Below are 22,287 nucleotides of genomic sequence, written 5' to 3'. Positions count from 1 at the left end.
TGTAGCATCCGTCACCAGGCCACGAACACCGGTGTTCGTCCCGGTCAGACGTGGCGCTGGGGGCTCTGGGGAGAGCGCGACGCTGCTGGGGGGAGCGCGCCTGTGCACAAGATCGCCGTCGTCGGCACCGGAGATTTGGCACGTGCCGTCTGCTACTCGTTGGCCGCGGTCGCGACCACGTCCGTCGAAGTGGTCGTGATCGGCCGGAGCGCCGGCAAGACCGAGCAGCTCTGCTACATCGCGAACGCCCGCGCGGCCTCCGGCGGACGTGCCGGTGTCGCCTTCACGCCGTTCGTCGGTGACGTGGAGCGGCCGGTGGCCGACGTCGACGGGGCGCTGGTGTGCGCGTCGAGCCAGTCACCGTGGGAACGGCTGACCGCGCCCTCGGCGTGGACCGCGCTCGTCGGGCGCGCCGGCTTCGGGATCACGCTGCCGTTCCAGGCGGAACTCGCGCTGCGGGTCGGCCGCGCGCTGCCCGAGCGGTCGTGGCTGATCAACGGGTGCTTCCCGGACGCGGTGAACCCGCTGCTCGCCGCGCTCGGCGTGCCCGTGCTGTGCGGCGTCGGCAACATCGCGCTGCTGGCCGCCAGCGCGCAGGCCGCGCTCGGGCTGCCCGACCAGACCCGGCTGCGGATGCTCGCCCACCACGTCCACCTGCACGAGCCTGCCGAGGGCCGCGAAGAGGTCCGGGTGTGGTGCGACGACGAGCCGGTCACCGCGCCCGCCGACCTGCTCGTCGCGCAGCGGAGTGCCGAACGCACCGAGCTGAACCAGATCACCGGGTTCGCCGCCGCCGTGCTGCTGGACGCGGTGCTGTCCGGGACGCCGGTCGAGACGAACCTGCCGGGCCCGCTGGGGCTGCCCGGCGGCTACCCGGTCCGGGTGGCCGGAAAGGACATCGAGCTGCGCCTGCCGGCCGGGGTGAGCCGGGCCGAGGCGGTCGCCTTCAACCAGCGGGCCGCGGTCGCCGACGGCGTCGTGGTCGACGGCGACCGCGTGGTCTTCGGCCCGGCCGTCGCGGAGTTCCTGCCCGGGTTCGCCGAAGGGTTCGACGTCGGCGACCTGCCCGCGGCCACTGCTCGGTTGGACGCATTGAGGGAGCGACTGCGCGGCGAACCGCTCGCGCAGCGCCGGGGTGGAGTGGAGATGCCGGTCTGATGCCGAATTCCGCGACGACGGCGCCCGCGCCGAGTGGCACCGCGAACCTGTTGGTCGACTTCTACGACCTCCTGCCGCGCGCGATCGAACGGTGCGTGCCCGACCGGGGCCCGGTCGTCGCCGACCCGGCCGCCTTCTCGCCCGGCTACGCGCTGCCCGAACTGGACGAGGCCGTCCGGGACTTCTTATCGGTGGCGACCGCCGGTTGGCTGCCGTTCGGGGAGTACGGCGGTCACCGGCTGACGTTGCTCGACCTGACCGGCAACCCCGGCACCGGCACCACCAAGACGTTCGCGTCGCTGCTGATCGTGGCGAGGGCGGTCGAGTACATCCGCCGGACCGGCGAACGCGTCATGATCTTCTCGCCGACGTCGGCGAACAAGGGCGTGGCGCTGCGGGACGCCGTGCTGCGGGCGATCGACGCCGGGCTGGTCGAGCCGGAGCAGCTACGGGTGGCCGTGCTCGCGCCCGAGTCGTGCCGGCCGAAGCTGCGCGCGAGCAGGCTGTCCGACGACGAGCGCCTGCGGGCGCTCAACCCCGTGCTGCTCTACGGGGGTCCGGACGCGGAAGGCGTCAAGCCGCTGGGCCGGGAGTTCGTCGACCGGCACGCCGCGGCCCTGAGCCGGGACGGCGTGCGCCTCTGGTTCACCCTCCAACTCGGCAACTACCTCACCGCCGACGTGGCCAGGGCGTTCTTCGAGCAGCGGGTCGACCCGACCGACGCGGACGGCGCGGCGCCCCGGCTGCACGCGCACGCGGTGTCGAGCGCGTTCGGCCTCCTCGGCTACCACCAGGGCCGGGCGGTGCTGGAGGACCTGGGCGTGGCGAGCCGGACGACCCGGCCCGCGAGCCTGCTCGTGCAGCACCTCGGCACCCCCGACATGGTGGTCAACCTGCGGCACGGCGACTTCGACCACGCCCACCGGCCGGACTACCGGTTCGACGGGGCGACCGGGCTGTACCGGCAGTCGGCCGACGCGCGGTTCCCGGAGGTCACCTACGACCCGCACGAGGTGCTGGACCCGACGTTCTACACCCACCAGCCGGCCACCTCGCCCGCGATGAACGACCTGATCACCACGTTCGGGGGTGACGGTGTCGTGGTGTCGCTGGCTGAGTGTGTCGCCCGGTACCCGGCGCTGCGCGCGTTGCTGGGCGACGTCGGCGGGCTGCCCGCCGACCTGCGCACGCTGCGCGAGTGGTCGCTGGTGATGGCGCTGACCGGGGTGTGCAACGCGATCGACCGCGGCCTGGTGGAGGAGGGGCGCGACATCGTGGTGCACGGGTCGGGCCGCTACTCGACGGCCGACTACGAGCCGTTGGGAGCCGAGGCGCTGACCCCGGTGCTGACCGTGGAGGACATCGCACGCGCCGTGTCCGGCTGAGTCGACGGGGTGGGGGAAGCCCATGGAGCACGAGTACGGCGGGGACGAGATCGCCGTCGTGGGGCTGGCCGGGAGGTTCCCGGCGGCTCCCGACGTGCCGACGTTGTGGCGCAACCTGCTCGACGGGGTCGACGCCGTGCACGACCACACGGACGAGGAACTGCGGGCGCTCGGCGTCGCCGAGTCGTTGATCGCAGACCCGGCCCTCGTGCGCGGGCACGGCAGGCTGGCGGGTGTCGCCGACTTCGACGCCGAGTTCTTCGACGTGCCCGCGTCGGAGGCGCGGGCCATGGATCCCCAGCAGCGGCTCTTTCTCGAACAGTCGTGGGTGGCGTTGCAGGACGCGGCCGTCGACCCCACCGATCCCGAGCGCGCGATCGGCGTGTTCGCGGGTGCTTCGGCGAACCGGTACTTCCTGTTCCGGCTGCTCGCGCGGCAGGCGGGGGAGGACTGGGAAGAACTGTTAGCGACGCGATGGGCGGCGGACTACCTGCCTGCCCAGGTGGCTTACCGGCTGGGCCTCACCGGGCCCGCGGTCGCCGTGCAGACGGCTTGTTCCAGTTCGCTGGTCGCCGTGTGCACCGCCGCGCAGAGCTTGGCGGACTTCCGGTGCGACGTGGCGCTGGCCGGTGGGGTGAGCGTCACCGAGCCGCGTTTCCGGCACACGCCCGGCGGGCTGGTCTCGCCGGACGGCCGGTGTCGTGCGTTCGACGCGGCCGGGCAGGGCAGCGGTTACGGCAGTGGTGTCGCCGTGGTGGCGCTGGAACGGCTCGCGGACGCGTTGGAGCGCGGCGCCCAAGTGTACGGGGTGCTGCGCGGCTGGGCGGTGAACAACGACGGCTCGGCGCGGGCCGGGTTCGCCGTGCCGGGGCTGGACGGGCAGGTCGCCGTCGTCACCGAGGCGCTGGCGTGCAACTCCCTGTCGGGTGCCGACATCGGCTATGTCGAGGCGCACGGCAGCGGCACGCCGGTCGGCGACGCGATCGAAGTGGCCGCGCTGACGCAGGCGTTCGGGGCGTCCGCGGGCTCCTGCGCGCTCGGCTCGGTGAAGACGAACCTCGGCAACCTCGATGCCGCCGCGGGCGTCACCGGGTTGATCAAGGCGGTGCTCGCCGTCCGGAACGCGACCATCCCCGCCACCCTGCACCACGACGTGCCGAACCCGGAGATCGACTTCGCGGCCGGGCCGTTCTTCGTGCCGGTCAAGACGACCGAGTGGAACCGGCCGGACCGGGTGGCCGGGGTCAGCTCGTTCGGCCTCGGCGGCACGAACGCTCACGTGATCGTCGAGCAGCCGCCGGTGGACGATCCCCGGGAGGAGCCCTCGGGTCCGCAAACGCTGGTGGTCTCGGCGCGCACGCCGGAGGCGTTGCGGCTGCTCGCCGCCCGGCTGAGCGCCCACCTGGCGACCGAGGCCGGGTTGCGGCTGGACGACGTCGCCCACACGTTGGCGAGCAGGCAGCGGTACGCGTTCCGGGCCGCGTCGGCGTGCGACGACATCCCTTCGGCCATCGCGTGGCTCGACCGGGTCGCCGCCGGTGGAGACAGTGCCGGTGAGGACAGTGCCGACCAGGACAATGCCGGTGAGGACAGTGCCGGGCCGGATGTGAGCCGGACACCCGGCAGCGCCGGCCGCGTGGTTTCCCTGCCGCACCACCCGTTGCAGCCTCGACGGCACTGGATCGAGGTGTCGTCCTGAACGCGCATCTGGTGCCGCTGGGCACGACGGGCTGGTCGGTGTGGCGGGATGCCGTGGTGCGCAGCACCGGGTTCCCGATCGACGGGTTGGACCGGTTCGCCGCGCCGGAGGCCGCCCGTGCCGCCGACGCGTTCCTGGCCGGCGAGGCGGACGAGCCGCGGTTCGACGAGGAGTTCGCACGGGCGCTGGCCGCGGGCACCGCGGTGTGCCGGGACCTCGCGGCCGACCCGCTGCTGCGGGAAGCGGTCACCTGGCAGAGCACCACCGCGCTCACCGCGCTGGACGGCCTGGTGCGCGCCGATCCCGCCGAGCCGCGCCGGAAGAAGCGGCGTGAGCGGGAACGGCTGGTCGTCCGGTACTGGCAGCGGTACTGCGCGAAGAACGAGACCGTCGGGTTCTTCGGCCCTGCCGCGTGGGCGACCGTCGACCCGCACGCGCCGTCGATCACCACGCGGATCGGCGAACACCTGGTGCGCGACCGCGCGGTGCACTTCGAGCACTGGGCGCTGACCGCGTTCGCGCACCGGCTGGCCGAGGACCCGGAGGTCCGCCGCTGGCTGCCGCCCGCCCGACAGCCCCACCTGACCCTGGACGAGGCGGGCCGTCGCGTGCTCCGGCCCGTGCAGCCGCCGATCCCGGTGTCCCCGGCCGAACTCGCGGCGCTGGTCCGCTGCGACGGTCGGACGCCGGCCGTGGCGGTGATCGCCGACCTGCTCGCCGCCGGCCTGGTCCGCACCGCCGACGACGGCCACCTGCTGCTGGCCCGGCTCGCCGAACGGGGGTTGACGAGCTGGCGGGGCGACCTGCCGCAGGGGCCGGAGGCGGAAGCCGCGCTGCACGCGCTGGTGGCGGGCATCGGCGATCCGGTGGTCCGGGCGCGGGCCGCCGGTGGGCTGGACCGGCTGACCACCGCCCGCGACGAGGTGTCGGCCGCCGCCGGGGACGCCGACCGGCTGAAGGCGGCGCTGGCCGGGCTCGACGCCGAGTTCACCGCCATCACCGGCGTGCCCGCCCAGCGCAAGGCGGGGCAGACCTACGCCGGGCGCGGCCTGTGCGTCGAGGAGACCGCCCGCGACGTGGACGTGGTCGTGGGCGGGCGGTTGCTGGCCGACCTCGCCGAGCCGATGGCCCTGCTGCTGGGCGCGGCGCGCTGGCTGACCGCGGAGCTGGCGGACGCCTACGGGGCCGCGTTGCGCGAGCTGTACGAAGACCTCGCCGCCGAGACGGACGAAGTGCGGCTGGCCGATCTCTGGTACCTCGCCCAAGGCCCGCTGTTCGGGACCGGTGACCGACCCGTCGACGCGGTGGCGCGCGAGTTCGGCGGGCGGTGGGCGAAGCTCTTCGGGTTGGACGGCGCGCCGGTCGACGGTCCGCTGCACTTCACGTCCGCCGAACTGGCGCCGGCCGCGGCGGCGGCGTTCCCGGCCGACCGCCCCGGTTGGTCGGCCGGCCGGCTGCACAGCCCGGACCTCCAGATCTGCGCGCCGGACGTGGACGCGATCAACCGCGGCGACTACCTGGTGGTGCTGGGCGAACTGCACACCGCGTGGCCGACGTTCGACTGCGCCGTGTTCACCCGGTGGCACCCGGACCCGGCAGCGCTGAGCCGCGCGCTGGCCGCCGACCTCGGGGAGCACCGGATCCGGCCGCTCTACCCGACCGACTGGCCGCGCTACTCCGGCCGCGTCGCGCACACCCTGGACGGTCCGACCGACCGGTGGCTCGGGATCGGCCCCGCGCCGGGCGCGGACCCGGACCGGCTGCTGCCCGCCACGTCCGTCGTGGTGACGCCGGACCTCGTCGCCCACGCGCCGGACGGACGGCGGCGGCCGTTGCTGGAGATGTTCTCGGCACTGCTCGCGATCCACGCCGTGGACGGGTTCAAACTCGTCCACGGCCGGCCGCACACACCGCGCATCACGGTCGACAAGCTCGTCGTGGCAAGGGAAACCTGGCGCACCACCATCGCGGAGACCGGTCTGGCGGACGTCGTCGGCGAGCGCGACAGATACCTTGCGGTCCGCCGGTGGCGGCGTGCGCTCGGCCTGCCGGACCGGGTCTTCGTCAAGCTGGGCACCGAGATCAAGCCGTTCTACGTGGACCTGACCAGTCCGCTGCACGCCGCGTCGCTGTGCGCCATGGTGGCCAGTTCGGCCCGTGCCGACCGGGCGGGGGCGGTGACGGTCTCCGAGGTGCTGCCCGATGTCGGCCGGCACTGGCTGGCCGACGCCGACGGCCGGCGGTATTCCAGTGAGCTGCGGTTGCAGCTCGTCGACCCGGAGGCCGCCCGATGACAGACCACCCGATGGCGGCAGACCCGGTGACGGCAGACCCGGTGACGGCAGGCCTGATGACAGACCACCCGGTGACGGCCGGCCCGATGGCGGCAGGTCCGGACGCCACCGTCGCCGATCTCGTCCTCGCCCAGGCCCGCCGCACGCCGGACGCGGTCGCGGTGCGGCAGTGGGACGAGTCGCTGACCTACCGGGAGCTGGTCGGTCGCGCGGGCACGCTCGCCGCGGACCTGCGTGCCGTCGGCGTCGGGCGTGGCTCGTTGGTCGGCGTGTGCGTGGACCGCCGGCCGTCGCTGGTCGTCGCGGTGCTCGGGGTGCTGATGGCGGGCGCCGCCTACGTGCCGCTGGAACCGGTCCTGCCGCGCCGGCGGCTGGCGGACATCGCCGCCGACGCCGCGATCGGGGCGTTGGTGGTCGACGGCGCGGACCGCCCGCTGGACGGGTACCCGCTGGTCCCCGTGCCGGACGCGGTGTCCGCCGAGCCGTCCGTCATTCCAGCGGGGCCGGACGACCTCGCCCACGTGATCTACACGTCCGGCTCGACCGGCAAGCCGAAGGGCGTGCTGACCACGCACCGCAACATGGTCGCGTTCGTGACCGCCTCCGCGCCGTGCGTCGGTATCGATGCCGACACCCGGGCGGCGGGGTTCTCCTCGTACGCGTTCGACGCCTTCACCCTCGACGTGTTCGCCCCGCTGGCGGTCGGCGGGTCCGTGCACCTGGTCGGGAGCGAGGACCGGGCGGACCCCGCGCGGCTGGACCGGTTCCTGCGCGAGCACCGCGTCACGTGGCTGGTCGTCACGCCGGTGGTGCTGCGCCTGCTCGACCCGGACCTGCCCGACCTGCGGACCGTGGCCGTCGGCGGCGATGTGGTCGAACCGGAGCTGGTCGAGCGGTGGACCGCGCGCGGCCGGCGGCTCTGGCACGTCTACGGCCCGACCGAGACCACGGTGGTGGTGCTCGTCAACGCCCTGACCGGGCGGTGGACCGAGCCGCTGCCGCTCGGCACGCCGCTGGCCGACCACCGGCCGCACGTCGTGGACGAGCGGCTGGAGCCGGTGCCGCCGGGCACGGCGGGCGAACTCGTGATCGGCGGCGCGGGCGTGGCCCGGGGCTACCTCGGCCGGCCGGGGCTGACCGCGGACCGGTTCGTGCCCGACCCGTTCTCCGCTGTGCCCGGCGCCCGGCTCTACCGCACCGGGGACGTGGTGCGGGAACGGCCGGACGGGTGGTTCGACTTCCTCGGCCGGCGGGACCGCCAGGTCAAGATCCGGGGCCAGCGCATCGAACTCGCCGAGGTGGAGGCGGTGCTGCGCGACCACCCGGCGATCGGGACGGTCGCGGTGGAGGCCGTGCCCGGACCGTCCGGTGCCGAGCTGGTGGCCTTTGTGGACGGACCGGAACCCCTGCCGGAGCAGGAGATCCGGGACCACTGCGCGCAACGGCTCACCCCCGCGATGGTGCCGAGCCGGTTCGTGCGCCTCGACGGGCTACCGGTGAGCGGGGCGACGGGCAAGGTGGACCGCGCGCTGCTGCGGGAACGGACGGTGGCTGCCGCGGAAATGGTCGCGGAGACGGTCGCGGAGGTGTCCGCCGATCCGCTCGCGGCGATCTGGCTGCGCGTCCTCGGTGTCGCGCCGGCCGACGACCACGACTTCTTCGCCTCGGGCGGGCACTCGATCGCGGTGATGCGGTTCGTCGCCGCCGTCCGCGCGGAGTTGGGCAAGGACCTCGCCGCCGCCGACGTGTTCACCCACCGCACGTTCGCGGGCATCGCCGGACAGGTCGAGCGGGCCACGCCGCTGCCCCGCACCGCGCCGTCCACCGGCAACCCGCCGACGCTGTCGCCGTCGCAACGCCGGATGTGGTTCCTCGACCAACTCGCGCCGGACAGCGCCGCCTACAACATCGCGTTCGCCGAACGGCTGCGCGGCCCGTTGGACGTCGGCGCGCTGCGTGGCGCGTTGCGGGCGGTCGCCGACCGGCACGACGTGCTGCGGTGGCGGATCGCGGCCTCCGCGGGCGTGCCCGCCGCGGTGTGCGAACCGCCGGCGGACGTGCCGTTGCCGGTGGTCGCGGTGACCGAGGCCGAAATGCCCGCCCGGCTGGCGGCCGACGCGGCGACGCCGATCGACCTGGCCGCCGGACCGGTGTGGCGGGTGACGCTGTACCGACTCGGGCCGGACGACCACGTGCTCGGCTTCGTGCTGCACCACGCCGTCGCGGACGGGTGGTCGCAGTCGGTGCTCTACCGGGATCTGGCCGCCGCCTATTCCGAGAGTGTCGGACTCGATAATGCAAAATCCGATAATGGGAAATCGTTTGAGGTCGTGTTGCCGCCGCTGCCCGTGGGGTACGCGGACTACGCGGTATGGCGGGCGGACCGCGACGAGCGGGACGGTGACGCCGACCTCGCCTGGTGGGTGGGGCACCTGGCGGACGCGCCCGCGGTCCTCGACCTCCCGCGCGACCGGCCCCGCCCGCCGGCGCAGACCTACTCGGGCCGCAGCGCCACGGCGGCGTTCCCGCCGGCGCTGGACGACGCGGTCCGCGGGTTCGCCGCGACCCGGGGCGCGACGCCTTCCCTGGTGCTGCTCGCCGCGTTCGGCCAAGTGCTGCGGCGGCTGACCGGCCGGCCGGACAACGTCGTGGGCGTGGTCGTCGCCGACCGCGCCGAGTCGGGTTTCGAAGACCTCGTCGGGTTCTTCGTCGACGTGGTGCCGGTGCGGCTGCGCGTCGACGACAGCGCCGACTTCGCCGCGGCCGTCCACGCGTGCCGCGAAGAGTTCCTCGGTGTCACCGGGCACCCGGCCGCGCCACTGGAGCGGATCGTGGACAAGCTCGGCGTGCCACGCGATCCGGCGAGATCCGCGCTGGTGCAGGTGCTGTTCAACGTCTTCAACTTCGCGGAACCCCGGCTCGCACTGCCGGCCGTGCGCACCGGGCCGGTGCCGGTCGCGATGCCGGGTTCGCCGTTCGACCTCACCGTGTACCTGGTGGAACGGGACGGGCGGTTCGCGCTCGATGTCGTGTTCAACCCCGACCTGTACGACCTGCCGCGGATCGAGGCGTTGCTCGCCGACTACCTGCGGCTGGTCGGTGAGCTGATCGCCGCCGCGGAGCAGCCGGTGGCCGGTGTCGCGGTCGACTGTCCGGACACCACGAGGCCGCGGCACGAAGACGTTCAAAAGACGCCGGAACCGACGCCGGACAGCGGCGGGGAGCTGCGCACCCCCACCGAGATCGCCGTCGGCGAGGTCTGGTGCGACGTGCTGCGGCTCGACTCGGTCGGACCGACCGACAACTTCTTCGACGTCGGCGGGCACTCGCTGTCCGTCGTGACGGTCCAGTCCCGGCTGGCCGAGCTGTTCGACCGGGAGATCAGGGTGGTGGACCTGTTCCGGTACCCCAACATCCGCTCGCTGGCCGCACACCTGGACGGCGTCGCGCAGAACGTGCAGCTTGCCCGCGCGGCGCAGCGGGCCGCCGCCCGGAAGAGCCGGGCCCGGCGCAGGCCCGCCGCCCGCACCGCCGAACAGGAGATCGACACATGACGCACGAGGAGTTCGCCGACGGGGTGGAGCCGATCGCGATCATCGGCATGGCGGCACGCGTGCCGGGAGCCGGCGACCTCGACCGGTTCTGGCGCAACCTGGTGGACGGGGTGGAGTCGATCACCTTCTACACCAGGGAGGAGCAGCTCGCGCTCGGCGTCACCGAGGACGAGCTGGCCGACCCGAGCTGGGTGTCGGCCGCGCCGGTGATCGACAAGCTGGAGCACTTCGACGCCGAGCTGTTCGGGATGACGCCGCGGGAGGCGGAGCTGGCCAACCCCCAGCACCGGCTGTTCCTGGAGACGTCGCACTCGGCGCTGGAGGACGCGGGCTACGACCCGGCGCGCTACCCCGGCGCGATCGGCGTCTACGCGGGCACGGGCGCGGACCACTACCAGTGGACGAACCTGTTCCGGAACGCGGAGCTGTGGCAGCGGGCCGCCGGGAACCTGGGCATCTCCAGCTCCAACTACCCCGACTACGTCGCGACCCTGGTGTCCTACAAGCTGAACCTCCGCGGGCCGAGCCTCACCGTGCACACCGCCTGCTCGACATCGCTGGTCGCCACGCACCTGGCAGTGGAGGCGCTGCGCAACGGCGAGTGCGACATGGCGCTGGCCGGCGGCGTGTGCGTCGAACTGCCGCACGGCAAGGGCTACCAGGGCATGGAGGGCTACACCTCGCCCGACGGGCACTGCCGGCCGTTCGACGCCAGGGCCAACGGCACCCTGTGGGGCAGCGGCGTCGGCGTGGTCCTGCTCAAGCGGCTGTCCGACGCGGTCGCCGACGGCGACCACGTGCGCGGCGTGGTGCTGGGCAACGCGATCAACAACGACGGCTCCGCGAAGGTCGGGTTCTCCGCGCCCAGCGTCGAGGGCCAGGTCGAGTGCGTCGCGCAGGCGCTGGCCGTCGCGGACGTCGACCCCCGCACGGTCGGGTACGTCGAGGCGCACGGCACCGGCACCGCGCTCGGCGACCCGATCGAGGTCGCCGCGCTGTCCGGCGCGTACACCCAGGGCACCGCCGACCGGCAGTGGTGCGCGCTCGGCTCGGTGAAGTCCAACCTCGGCCACCTCAGCCAGGCGGCGGGCGTCATCGGCCTGATCAAGACCGTGCTCGCGCTGGAACACCGGCTGATCCCGGCGACGATCAACTTCGAGTCGGTCAACCCGGCGATCGACCTGGAGGACAGCCCGTTCCACATCGCGACCACCCTGTCGAAATGGGAGGCGGGGGAGACGCCGCGGCGGGCCGCGGTCAGCTCGTTCGGCATCGGCGGCACCAACGCGCACCTGATCCTGGAGGAAGCACCCGCGCCGGCCGAGACGCGTCGGGCCGCGCGCCCGGCGCACCTGCTCCAGGTGTCCGCGCAGACCGAGACCGCGCTGTCCGCCGCCGTGGACCGGTTGGCCGCGCACCTGACGGAGAACCCCGACGGCGACCTGACCGACATCGCGCACACGCTCCGCGTGGGACGCACCGCACGCGCGCACCGCGCCGTCGTCGTGGCGGCCGATGCGGAGGCCGCCGTCAAGGCGCTGCGCAAGCCCATCACCGGACACGCCGCGGGGTCGCCACCGCGCGTGGCGTTCCTGTTCACCGGGCAGGGCGGCCAGTACGCGGGCATGGGCGCGGAACTCTACGACACCGAGCCGGTGTTCCGCGATGTGGTGGACGAGTGCGCCGCCATCCTGGAACCCGCTCTGGGACTGGACATCCGGACGCTGATGTTCACCGCCGGATCGGACGACACGCTGGGGCAGACGAGGTACACGCAGCCCGCGCTGTTCGTGCTGGAATACGCCCTCGCCGCGCTGTGGCGGCACTGGGGTGTCGAGCCGGCGGCGATGATCGGCCACTCCATCGGCGAGTACGTGGCGGCCACGCTCGCGGGTGTCTTCGAGTTGGCGGACGCGTTGCGGCTGGTGGCCGTGCGCGGCCGGCTGATGCAGTCGGTGCCGGAGGGCTCGATGCTCGCCGTGCCGCTGGACGAGTCCGAAGTGGCCGATCGGCTGACCGGCACCGGCTGCGCCGTCGCGACCGTGAACGGGCCCGGCGCGTGCGTCGTCTCGGGCCCGACCGACGCCGTGACGGCGCTGGCGGAAAGCTACAAGGAGCAAGGGGTTTCGTGTCGGGTGTTGCGCACCTCGCACGCGTTCCACTCGCCGATGATGGACCCGATCCTGGACGAGTTCACCGCGGCGGTCGCGGCGGTGCCGCGCCGCGCTCCGCGACTGCGGTTCCTGTCCAACGTCACCGGGCTGCCGATCACCGACGAGCAGGCGACCGATCCGGCGTACTGGGCGACGCACCTGCGCCGACCGGTCCGCTTCGGCGCGTGTGTCGCGGCGCTCCTGGCGGACGGCGGCGCGTGGGCGCTGGTGGAGTGCGGCCCCGGCCGGCAGCTATCCGGGTTGGCGCGCAGGCAAGTGCCGGCCGGCGCGATGGCGCCGCTGCCCAGCCTGCCCGGCCCCGGCGAGCGGATCGGGGACGTGGCGACGCTGTGCGCCGCCGTGGGCAGGCTCTGGGTGGCGGGCGTCGAGCCGGTGGGGTTCGGCGCGCCCGGTCGGCGGGTGTCCCTGCCGACCTACCCGTACCAGCGCAAGCGGCACTGGGTGGACCCGGACCCCGATGGCGGGATGGCGGTCGCCAAGCCGCGCACCGGTCCGCTGCCGCTGGACGACTGGTTCGCGGTGCCGACGTGGCGGCAGCTCCCGCCGTCGCCCCGGCCGGGGTCCGCGCCCGCCGAAGCCGTGGTGATCGTGGCAGGGGAACGCGGAGCCGCGCTGGCCGACGCGCTGCGGGCGGACGGCGTGTCCGTCACCGAGGCCGCGCCGGGGGACGACATCGCGACCGACGGTGTGAGCTGGGTCGTGCACGCCGGGGCGTTGGACGCCGAGCCCGCGGGTGTCGACATCGACGCGGCGTGGCGGGCGCAGGAGACCGGCTTCTTCGGCGTGTTGCGGTTGGTGCAGGCGCTGGCCGGTCGGGCGGAGGGCGGTGACGTCCGGCTCGACGTGCTGACCTCGGGCGCGGAGGACGTGCTCGGCGCGGACCTCACCCGGCCCGAGCAGGCCACGGCGATCGGCCTGGCGCGGGTGCTGCCGCTGGAGCTGCCCTGGCTGACCGTGCGCCACATCGACGTGGCAGACCGGACCACGGCCGCGCACCTGGTGGGCGAACTGCGGTCCGGTGGTCCGTCCGTCGCGCTCCGGTCCGGCCGGCGGTGGGCGGTGGAGTACGAGCAGGTGTCGTTGCCCGCCCAGCCGGACGTGCTGCGCGCGCAGGGCCGCTACCTGGTGACCGGTGGGCTCGGCGGCATCGGCATCACGCTCGCCGAGGACCTGGCGGTGCGGTTCGGGGCACGCCTGGCGCTGGTGTCCAGGTCCGGTCTGCCGCCCCGCGCCGACTGGGACACCCACCTCGCGGTGCACGGGCCTGCCGGGCGGATCGGCCGGGCGATCGAGGCCGTCCGCCGGATGGAGCGGGCGGGCGCGACCGTGCTCGTCCTCGCCGCCGACGTCACCGATCCGGCGGCGCTGCGCCGGGTCCGCGACCGGGTGGTGGCGGAGCTGGGCGGGCTGGACGGGATTGTGCACGCCGCGGGTCTGGCGGGTGGCGGGATGGCGGAGGTCAAGGACCACGCCGTGGCGAGGAGCGTGCTCGCGCCGAAGCTGGCCGGGACGCTCGCGCTGCGGCAGGCGTTCGGCGACCTGCCGCTGGACTTCGTCGCGCTGTGCTCGTCGGTCACCGGCGTCGTGGGCGGCTTCGGGCAGGTGGACTACTGCGCCGCCAACGCGTTCCTGGACGCCTACGCCCGCAGCGACCACGGCTGGCCGTGCCGGGTGCTCTCGCTGGACTGGGGCGCGTGGCGGGAAGTCGGCATGGCGGTGGAGGGCCTGGCGGGCAGCGTCGCGCCGGAGGTCGCCGAGCCGGTCGACCACCCGCTGCTCGGCCACCGGGGCGAGTCGGCGTGCTGGGGCGTCATCCGCCCGGACACCCAGTGGCTGCTGGACGAGCACCGGATCGCCGGGGTCGGGGTGGTGCCCGGCACCGGGCACCTGGAGAACGCGCGGGCGACCGTCGCGCACTGCGTGCCCGCGCCCGACGGCGACGCCGTGGTCGAGCTGACGGACGTGGCGTTCCTGGAACCGCTGTCCGTGCCGGACGGGTCGGCCGCCGAGTACCGGGTGAGCTTCGACGGCGGGGAGTTCACCATCACCAGCCTCCGTGACGGCGTGCGCCGCGAACACGTGCGCGGCAGCGGCGGCTGGACACAATCGTCCACTATGGACAAAGTAGATTTGGACGCCGTCAAGGCGCGGTGCGTGCGGGCCGCCGACGACGTGGACAACCCGTTCCGCACCGGCGGCCGGACCAGCATGCTCACCTTCGGCCCCCGCTGGGCGGCGCTGGGCGAGGTACACGTCGGCGACGGCGAGGAACTGGCCCTCGTCGAAGCGCCCGCCGAGGCTCTGCCCGACCTCGACCGCTGGGTGCTGCACCCGTCGCTGCTGGACGTCGCCACCTCGTTCGGCAGCCGCGGTGAGGGCTCCTACCTGCCGCTGAGCTACGGCCGGGTGGTGGTGCGGGCCCCGCTGCCCGCGCGGTTCTACAGCCACCTGCGCTACACCGAGACCTCGCCCGAGGTGCTGACCGCCGACCTCACCCTGGTGGACGAGGCCGGCGTCCCGCTGGTGGGCATCAGCGACTTCACGCTGCGGCGGGTGGACACCGACTCGGTGGCGCGCAACCTCGCCGGGCAGGAGGACGAGCCGGTCGCGGAAACGACGGCCGGACGTGGCATCCGGCCCGCCGACGGCGCGGAGGCGTTCCGCCGCGTGCTGGCCGCCGACCTCGGTCCGCAGGTCGTGGTCAACACCGAGACGGTCGCCGAGCTGGTCGACCGGATCGCCGCGACGACCACCGACACGATCGCCGCCGACGAGCCCGCCGCCGACGCGGTGGCGGTCACGGGGGCGGAGCCCACCACCGAGCTGGAAGCGGTGCTCGCCCGGATCTGGCGCCAGACGATCGGCGTCGAGCACGTCGGCGTGGACGACGACTTCTTCGAGCTGGGCGGCAACTCGCTGGTGGCGGTGCAGCTCATCGCGCAGATCCGCAAGGCGGTCGGCGTCCGGCTGCCGATGCGCAGCCTGTTCGACGCGCCGACGGTCGCCGGGCTGGCGGTCAAGGTCGAGCAGTTGCGGGCGGAAGAACCGGCCGAAGCGCCCGCACGGACCATTCCGAAACTGCGGCGCAACGCCTGAGGACGGGGGACGAGCGATGTTCAAGGTGGTCGTGAACGACGAGGAGCAGTACTCGATCTGGCCGGCGGACCGGCCGAACCCGCCGGGCTGGCGCGACGCGGGGTTCACCGGTGAGCGCGAGGAGTGCATGGCCCACGTGGACGAGGTGTGGACCGACATGCGCCCGCGCAGCCTGCGCGAAGCGCTCGCGGAGCAGGACTGACCATGGGCGACCGACCGGAGACGCAGCTCTTCCCGGCGTCGTTCGCCCAGGAACGGCTCTGGTTCGTCGCCCAGCTCGCGCCCGACCTCGGGGTGTACAACATCGCGTTCCCGGTGACGCTGCCCGACGGCCTCGACGTCGACCTGTTCCGGGACGCGTTCGAGCGGCTGGTCGACCGGCACGAGACGCTGCGCACCGCACTGGCCATTGTGGACGGTCGGCTGACGCAGGTCGTGCACCGGCGGGTGCCGGTGGAGTTCGCCGTGACCGACGCGTCGCCGGACGAGGTCGACGCGCTGGTGACGGCCGACTGCGCGCGACCGATCGACCCGGCCTCCGCGCCGCTGTGGCGGGCCCGGCTGATCCGGCTGCCCGAGGACCGCTGGGTGCTCGGTTTCGTGGTCCACCACTGCGTGTTCGACGCCCGGTCCGTGTCGAACCTGGTCGGCGACCTGACCGGGCTGTACCGGGCCGCCGGTCGCGAGGACGCCGCCGAGCTGCCCGAGCTGGAGATCCAGTACGCCGACTTCGCCGCCTGGCAACGGGACCAGCTCGCCGGCGGCGCGCTGGACGGGGAGCTGGCGTACTGGCGGCGGCGGCTGGCCGACCTGCCGCCGGAGATCGGTCTGCCCACCGACCGCCCGCGCCCGCCGCGGCCGAGCCACCGCGGCGGCGAGGTGTGGCTCGAACTGCCCGCCGAGGACCACCAGGCGGTCAAGCGGCTCGCCAGGACGGCGGGCACGACGGCGTACGCGGTGCTGCTGGCGGGTTTCGTCGCGGTGCTGCACCGGCTGTCCGGGCAGGCCGACGTCGTGGTGGCGTGCCCGGTCGCGGGCCGGCAGCTACCCGAGCTGGAGCCGTTGATCGGCATGTTCGTGAACACGCTGGTGCTGCGGGTGGACTGCGGCGGCACGCCGTCGTTCCGCGAGCTGGTGCGGCGGTCCACCGAGACGCTGCGCTCGGCGCTGGACCACTCGGAAATCCCGTTCGACCGGCTGGTCGAGGAGCTGGCGCCGGACCGGGACGCGGCGCGGGCGCCGCTCTACCAGGTGGTGCTGAACCTGATCCCGTCCATCGGCAGCCCGCAGACCGGCAACGGCACCGCGAAGGTCGACCTCATCCTGGACCTGGCCGAGGACGCCGACGGGTTGCTGCGCGGCCGGCTGGAGTACAGCGCCGACCTGTTCGACGAGTCGACCGCGCACGACCTCGCCGACCGGTTCACCCGGCTCATGGGAGCCGCCCTGGCGGACCCCGACCTTGCGGTGAACCGGTTGCCGCTGCTGCTCGACGGCGAGCGCGAGCGGCTGACCGCCCAGCCGTCGACCGGCGCGGTGGACCCGGAGACGCCTGCGCCGGTTCGCTTCGCGCGGGCCGCTTCACGGCTGCCGGACGAGGTCGCCGTGTGTGACTCGGCGGGTGGCCGGCTCACCTACGGGGAGCTGCGCGGCCGGGCGAACCGGTTAACGCACAGGCTGTCCAGGTTCGGCCCCGGGCCGGTGGCGGTGTTGTTCGACAACACGGTGGAGCTGGCCGTGGCGGTGCTCGGTGTGCTCGCGTCCGGGCGGCCTTACCTGCCGCTCGACGTGGAGCACCCGGCGGAGCGGATGCGCTTCCTGCTCGCCGACGCGGGCGCCGTCGCCGTGGTCGCCACCGGTGGGCGGCGGATCGACACCGACCTGCCGGTGCTGCACTTGGACGACGCCCGCGACGACCTGCCGGTCCTGCACCCGGACGACGCTCGCGACGACCTGCCGGTCCTGCACCCGGATGACGCTCGCGACGACCTGCCGTCCGTCGTGATCCGGCCGGAGTCGTTGGCCTACCTGGTCTACACGTCCGGCTCGACCGGCGAGCCGAAGGCGGTCGGGGTGACGCACGGCAACCTCGCGGCCTACCTCGACGGGGTCGCCGCGCTGCTCACACCACCGGACCGCCCGGTGTGGGCCTCGCTCCAGCCGTTGACCTACGACTTCGCCGTGACGGCCTTCTTCGGCGCGCTGTGCGGCGGCGGCACACTGCACCTGGTGAGCCGCGAGCGCGCGACGGACTCGGCGTGGCTGGGGGAGCACCTGCGGCGCGAGGCCGTCGACTACCTCAAGATCACCCCGTCGCACCTGGCGGCGCTGGACGCCGCCGAGCTGGCGCCGCGCCGGGCGCTGATCCTCGGTGGTGAAGCGTCCACAGTGGACCGTCTGCGCGAGCTGCGGCGCACGGTGGACGTCGTCAACCACTACGGGCCGACCGAGACCACGGTGGGCGTGCTGGCGCTGCCCGCCGACCGCGACGCGCACCCGATCGGCGGGCTCACCCCGCTGGGCTGGCCGATGGCCCATGCCGAGGCCTACGTGCTGGACGAGCTGGGCGAGCCGGTGCCGGACGGCGTCGTCGGCGAGCTGTGCATCGGCGGTGCGACCGTCTCCCGGGGATACCTCGGCCGACCCGGCCTGACCGCCGACCGGTTCCGGCCCGACCCGTTCTCCGGCAGGTCCGGCGCGCGGCTGTACCGCACCGGCGACCGGGTGCGCAGGTTGCGTGGCGGCGCGCTGGAATTCCTCGGCCGGTCCGACGACCAGGTCAAGATCCGCGGCCACCGGGTCGAACTCGGCGAGGTGCGGCACGTGCTCGCGGGCCACCCGGACGTCGCGGACTGCGCGGTGACGGCGTCGCCCGAGCTGGCCGCGTACCTCATCCCCGTGGCGGGCAGGCGGCTCGACCCGGACGCCCTGCGCGCCCACGCCGCCCGTGCGCTGCCCGACTTCATGGTGCCCACGTCGTTGACCGTGCTGGACGAACTGCCGCTGACACCGCACGGCAAGCTGGACCGGTCCCGGCTGCCCGCTCTGCCGCCCGCGCCGGTGACCCCCACCGGGGACGCTCCGTCCGGGGAATTCGAAGAGGTCGTCGCCGGGCTGTTCGGGTCGCTGCTCGGCCGCGAGCACATCCGGCGCACCGACGACTTCATCGCGATCGGCGGCCACTCGCTGCTGGTGATCAAGCTGATCACCAGGATGCGCAAGGCGTTCGGGGTGACGCTGCCGCTCCCGGTCGTGTTCGCCGAGCCGACCGTCGCCAGGCTGGCCGCCGTGGTCGCGGGCAAGCTCCGGACCGGCGACCTGCCGCCGATCACGCCCGTGCCGCCCGGCGAGGTGGAGTTGGCGTCCTACGGCGAGCAGCGGCTGTGGTTCACCGACCAGCTCAACCCCGGCGCGACCCTGCACAACGTCCAGTACCTGCGCCGGCTGACCGGCCCGCTGGACCGGGACGTGCTGGAGCGCGCGTTGCGCGGGATCGTGCGGCGGCACGAGGTGCTGCGGACCAGGTTCGTCGCCACGCCGGACGGGCTGACCAGGGTCGTCGACGCGGAGCCCGGCTTCCCGTTCGAACTGGTCGACCTGTCCGGCCTCGACCCCGTCGAACGGGAGGACGAGCGGCGGGCGCTGCTGGACGAGCGCGGCGGCCTGCCCTTCGACCTGGCGACCCGGCCGCCGCTGCGGGTCCTGCTGATCCGGCTCGCGTCCGACGAGCACCAGTTGCTGCTCACCGTGCACCACGCCGTGTTCGACGGTCCGTCGGTCGAGGTGCTGTCCGCGGAGCTGGCCGAGCTGTACCCGGCGCTGCGCGACGGCCGTGCGGCCCGCCTGCCCGAACTCCCGGTGCGGTACGCGGACTTCGCGGCGTGGCAGCGGGCGGCGATGTCCGGCGAGGCCGCCGATCCGCAGCTCGCCTACTGGCGGCGGCAGCTCGCCGGCCTGCCCGCCCGGCTCGACCTGCCGACCGACCGGCCCCGGCCGCCGAGGATCGGGGTGTCCGGGGCGTACCTGCGGTTCGACGTGCCCGCCGACGTGGTGGACGCGTTGCGCGCGGTCGGCGCGGGGGAGGGCGCGACGCTGTTCATGGCCTCCCTCGCGTGCTACGTGGAGCTGCTGCGGCGCTACAGCGGCGCGCACGACCTCGCGGTGGGCGTGCCGATGATCACCCGGCAGCGGCCGGAGCTGGAACCCCTGATCGGGTTCTTCGTGAACACGTTGGCGCTGCGGGTCGACGCCGGGGGCGCGCCCACGTTCCGGGAGCTGCTGCGCCGGGTGCGGCAGGTGACCATCGAGGCCTACAGCAACGCCGATGTGCCGTTCGAGGTGCTGGTGGACGAGCTGGCGCCGCGCCGCGACCCGAGCACGACCCCGTTGGTGCAGACCATGTTCATGCTCGCCGACGACCGCCGTGCGCTGCCCGTGGACATGGGCGGGGTGCGCCTGGAGTTCGAGCCGTTCGGGTTGGGCAGCGCGAAGTTCGACGTGTTCCTGTACCTGTGGCGGCGCCCTGACGGGCTCACCTGCGCGCTGGAGTACCGGCCGGAGCTGTTCGACGAGGAGACCATGCGGCGGTTCGCGGCCCACTACACCGACCTCCTCGCGGCAGCCGCCGCGGAACCCGACAAACCCTTGGCGGACACGGCGGCGGAGCTGGTCGATGACTGAACCCGCCGAAACCGGTGCCCTGTGGCGGCACCCGGACTTCCTCAGGCTGTGGGGCGGCCAGACGCTCGCCGTGTTCGGCGCGCAGGTCGCCCGCACGGTGCTGCCGCTGGTCGCGGTCATCCTGCTGAACGCGTCCGCGACCGAGATGGGCGTGCTGAGCGCGCTGTCCCAGCTTCCGTTCCTGCTGTTCCTGTTCGCGGGCGTCTGGGTGGACCGGGTGCGCCGGCGGCGGGCGATGATCTGGACCGACCTAGGCCGGTTCGCGCTGCTGGCGGCGATCCCGGCGCTGCACCTGGCGGGGTGGCTGCGGATCGAGGTGCTGTGGGTCGTCGTGCTGGGCCTCGGCGTCCTCGGGGTCATGTTCGAGACCGCCTACCACGCCTACCTGCCGTCGCTGGCGGGCCGGAGCCTGCTCGCGGAGGGCAACCAGAAGCTCGAACTGAGCCGGTCGGCCGCGCAGTTCGCCGGTCCGGGCGCGGCCGGTCTCGCGATCTCCGCGGTGGCGTCGGCGCTGGTGCTCGTCACCAGCGCGGTGACCTACCTGGCGTCGGCGCTGCTGCTGGTGTTCATCCGCAAGCCCGATCCCACCCCGCCTCCCGCGGCGCAGCGCCCGAACGTGTTCAAGGCCATCGGCGCGGGGATGAGCTGGGTGCTGCGGCACCCCGTGCTGCGGGCGATCACCGTGGCGACGGCGGTGTTCTGGCTGTTCTACAGCGCCCTCCAGACGTTGTACGTGCTGTACCTGATCCGCGTGCTGGAAGTGCCCGCCGGCTGGGTCGCGGGGATCTTCGCCGCCGCCGGTCCGGGCGCGGTGGTCGGCTCCTGGCTGTCGATCAGGGCCATGAAGCGCTTCGGGGTCGGGCGGACGGTGATGTGGTCGGTCGGCAGCGCAGTCGTCGTCCTGCTGCTCGTCCCGATCGCGTCCTGGGCGCGGCCGGTGTGGCTGGTGATCGGGCTGTTGGTGGTGTCCCAGTTCGGGTACGGGCTGTTCTCCCAGATCGGCACGGTCGTCCAGACGACGTTGCGGCAGGTCGTCACGCCGGACGAGTTGCAGGGCCGGGTGGTCGCGACGCTGCGCGCGCTGTCGCTGGCGATGGTCCCGGTCGGCGCGCTCGTGGCCGGTGTGGCGGCCGACGCGGTGGGCGTGCAGGCCGTGGTGTGGGTGGCCTCGATCGGCGTGCTGCTGCCGATGGTGGTGTACGCGACGTCGGTCATCCCGGGGATGCGTGATCTGCCGAGCGAGGAGGAGGCGGCCACGATGGCGCCGGAGACGGGGAAACATGCGGAGTGAGGGCACGACCGTCGTGCGGCTGGGCGCGGACGCGTCCCGCGCCGAGGTCGAAGAGGCGTTGGGCACTCGCGGTGTCGTCCTGCTGCGCGGGCTGGACATCGGCACGCCCGAGCAGTTCCACGCGGCGGTCGCCCGGTTCGGTGATCCGCTGACCAGCTACCGGGGCGGGAACACACCGCGCAGCAAGGTGGCCGACGGCGTCTTCACGTCGACGGAGTACCCGCCCGAGTACGAGATCTCCTTGCACAACGAGCTTTCCTACGCCGGCTCGTGGCCGCGGTACCTGTTCTTCTGCTGCCTGGTCGCCGCCGAGACCGGCGGCGCGACCCCGGTGTGCGACGGCCGGGCGCTGCTGGCCGACCTGGACCCGGCGGTGCGGGCGCGGTTCACCGGGCGCGGCGTGACCTACCGCCAACACCTGCACGGCGGCTACGGGCTGGGCAAGTCGTGGCAGCGGACGTTCGAGACGGACGACCGCGCCGAGGTGGAGCGGTTCCTGGCGGACGCGGACATGTCGTTCGAGTGGACCGACGACGGCGGCCTGCGGACGGCCGCGACACGTCCGGCGACCCGGACCCACCCGGTGACGGGGGAGGAGGTGTGGTTCACCCAGGCCGACCAGTGGCATCCGTCGAACCTGCCGCCCGCCGAGCGGGAGGCGTTGTTGGAGCTGGTGGAGGACGAGGCCGATCTGCCGCACTCCGTCACCTACGGCGACGGGCAGCCGATTCCGGTGGCGGATCTGGACGCCGTGCGTGTCGCGGCGAAGAAGCACGAGGTGGCGTTGCCCTGGGAGCGGGGTGACGTGATGGTGGTGGAGAACATGCTGGCGCTGCACGGGAGGCAGGCGTACACGGGCGCACGCCGGATCCTGGTGTCGATGACCTGAGCGGGGAACGCCCGGAGCCGGCCTCATCCCGGACCGTCCGACCGGGCTGACGGTGTGTCCGTCGATG

At 73.8% G+C, this 22,287-nt stretch carries 10 protein-coding genes; all 10 read left to right on the top strand.

From position 1 onward, the window contains the following. Nucleotides 1-102 precede the first annotated feature (102 nt). From ACQPZF_RS24250 to ACQPZF_RS24205, 10 genes are read left to right on the top strand one after another with little or no spacing between them, the layout of a single operon-like run. On the top strand, nucleotides 103-1,158 hold the full coding sequence (locus tag ACQPZF_RS24250) for a hypothetical protein (RefSeq protein WP_433260482.1): 1,056 nt from the start codon (nucleotides 103-105) through the stop codon (nucleotides 1,156-1,158). Continuing rightward, nucleotides 1,158-2,543, top strand: a complete 1,386-nt coding sequence (locus tag ACQPZF_RS24245; RefSeq protein ID WP_433260480.1) for a DUF6002 family protein — start codon at nucleotides 1,158-1,160, stop codon at nucleotides 2,541-2,543. Before ACQPZF_RS24250 ends, ACQPZF_RS24245 begins: the two co-directional genes overlap by 1 nt. A gap of 22 nt (nucleotides 2,544-2,565) precedes the next feature. Beyond that, entirely contained in the window at nucleotides 2,566-4,242 is a 1,677-nt protein-coding gene (locus ACQPZF_RS24240) for a beta-ketoacyl synthase N-terminal-like domain-containing protein (protein WP_433260478.1), read from the top strand. 11 nt (nucleotides 4,243-4,253) lie between these two features. Beyond that, nucleotides 4,254-6,536: a lantibiotic dehydratase gene (locus ACQPZF_RS24235; protein ID WP_433260476.1), complete on the top strand. Its 2,283-nt coding sequence runs from the start codon at nucleotides 4,254-4,256 to the stop codon at nucleotides 6,534-6,536. Beyond that, nucleotides 6,533-10,090: an amino acid adenylation domain-containing protein gene (locus ACQPZF_RS24230; RefSeq protein WP_433260474.1), complete on the top strand. Its 3,558-nt coding sequence runs from the start codon at nucleotides 6,533-6,535 to the stop codon at nucleotides 10,088-10,090. Before ACQPZF_RS24235 ends, ACQPZF_RS24230 begins: the two co-directional genes overlap by 4 nt. Continuing rightward, complete coding sequence (locus tag ACQPZF_RS24225) at nucleotides 10,087-15,360, top strand: SDR family NAD(P)-dependent oxidoreductase (protein ID WP_433260472.1); 5,274 nt, start codon at nucleotides 10,087-10,089, stop codon at nucleotides 15,358-15,360. Before ACQPZF_RS24230 ends, ACQPZF_RS24225 begins: the two co-directional genes overlap by 4 nt. A 16-nt stretch (nucleotides 15,361-15,376) precedes the next feature. Continuing rightward, nucleotides 15,377-15,562 carry an MbtH family protein gene (locus ACQPZF_RS24220; protein WP_433260470.1) on the top strand — a complete coding sequence of 62 codons (186 nt, stop codon included), beginning with the start codon at nucleotides 15,377-15,379 and terminating at the stop codon, nucleotides 15,560-15,562. A 2-nt stretch (nucleotides 15,563-15,564) separates the two neighbouring features. Beyond that, entirely contained in the window at nucleotides 15,565-20,040 is a 4,476-nt protein-coding gene (locus ACQPZF_RS24215) for an amino acid adenylation domain-containing protein (RefSeq protein WP_433260468.1), read from the top strand. Continuing rightward, nucleotides 20,033-21,331 carry an MFS transporter gene (locus ACQPZF_RS24210; protein ID WP_433260466.1) on the top strand — a complete coding sequence of 433 codons (1,299 nt, stop codon included), beginning with the start codon at nucleotides 20,033-20,035 and terminating at the stop codon, nucleotides 21,329-21,331. The genes ACQPZF_RS24215 and ACQPZF_RS24210 overlap by 8 nt, the downstream gene beginning before the upstream one ends. Next, complete coding sequence (locus tag ACQPZF_RS24205) at nucleotides 21,321-22,220, top strand: TauD/TfdA family dioxygenase (protein WP_433260464.1); 900 nt, start codon at nucleotides 21,321-21,323, stop codon at nucleotides 22,218-22,220. Before ACQPZF_RS24210 ends, ACQPZF_RS24205 begins: the two co-directional genes overlap by 11 nt. The last annotated feature ends 67 nt before the right edge of the window (nucleotides 22,221-22,287 follow it).

It is taken from the genome of Actinosynnema sp. CS-041913, assembly GCF_050942485.1.
Classification (GTDB): domain Bacteria; phylum Actinomycetota; class Actinomycetes; order Mycobacteriales; family Pseudonocardiaceae; genus Actinosynnema.
Note: the sequence above shows the minus strand (reverse complement) of the source record. Positions and strands in the feature narration are given on the sequence as shown.

Excerpts from the sequence above, each read along its gene's own strand:
- ACQPZF_RS24240 (WP_433260478.1), top strand. The coding sequence starts at position 2,566 with ATGGAGCACGAGTACGGCGGGGACGAGATCGCCGTCGTGGGGCTGGCC.
- ACQPZF_RS24225 (WP_433260472.1), top strand. The coding sequence starts at position 10,087 with ATGACGCACGAGGAGTTCGCCGACGGGGTGGAGCCGATCGCGATCATC.
- ACQPZF_RS24215 (WP_433260468.1), top strand. The coding sequence starts at position 15,565 with ATGGGCGACCGACCGGAGACGCAGCTCTTCCCGGCGTCGTTCGCCCAG.
- ACQPZF_RS24245 (WP_433260480.1), top strand. The coding sequence starts at position 1,158 with ATGCCGAATTCCGCGACGACGGCGCCCGCGCCGAGTGGCACCGCGAAC.
- ACQPZF_RS24220 (WP_433260470.1), top strand. The coding sequence starts at position 15,377 with ATGTTCAAGGTGGTCGTGAACGACGAGGAGCAGTACTCGATCTGGCCG.
- ACQPZF_RS24210 (WP_433260466.1), top strand. The coding sequence starts at position 20,033 with ATGACTGAACCCGCCGAAACCGGTGCCCTGTGGCGGCACCCGGACTTC.
- ACQPZF_RS24205 (WP_433260464.1), top strand. The coding sequence starts at position 21,321 with ATGCGGAGTGAGGGCACGACCGTCGTGCGGCTGGGCGCGGACGCGTCC.
- ACQPZF_RS24230 (WP_433260474.1), top strand. The coding sequence starts at position 6,533 with ATGACAGACCACCCGATGGCGGCAGACCCGGTGACGGCAGACCCGGTG.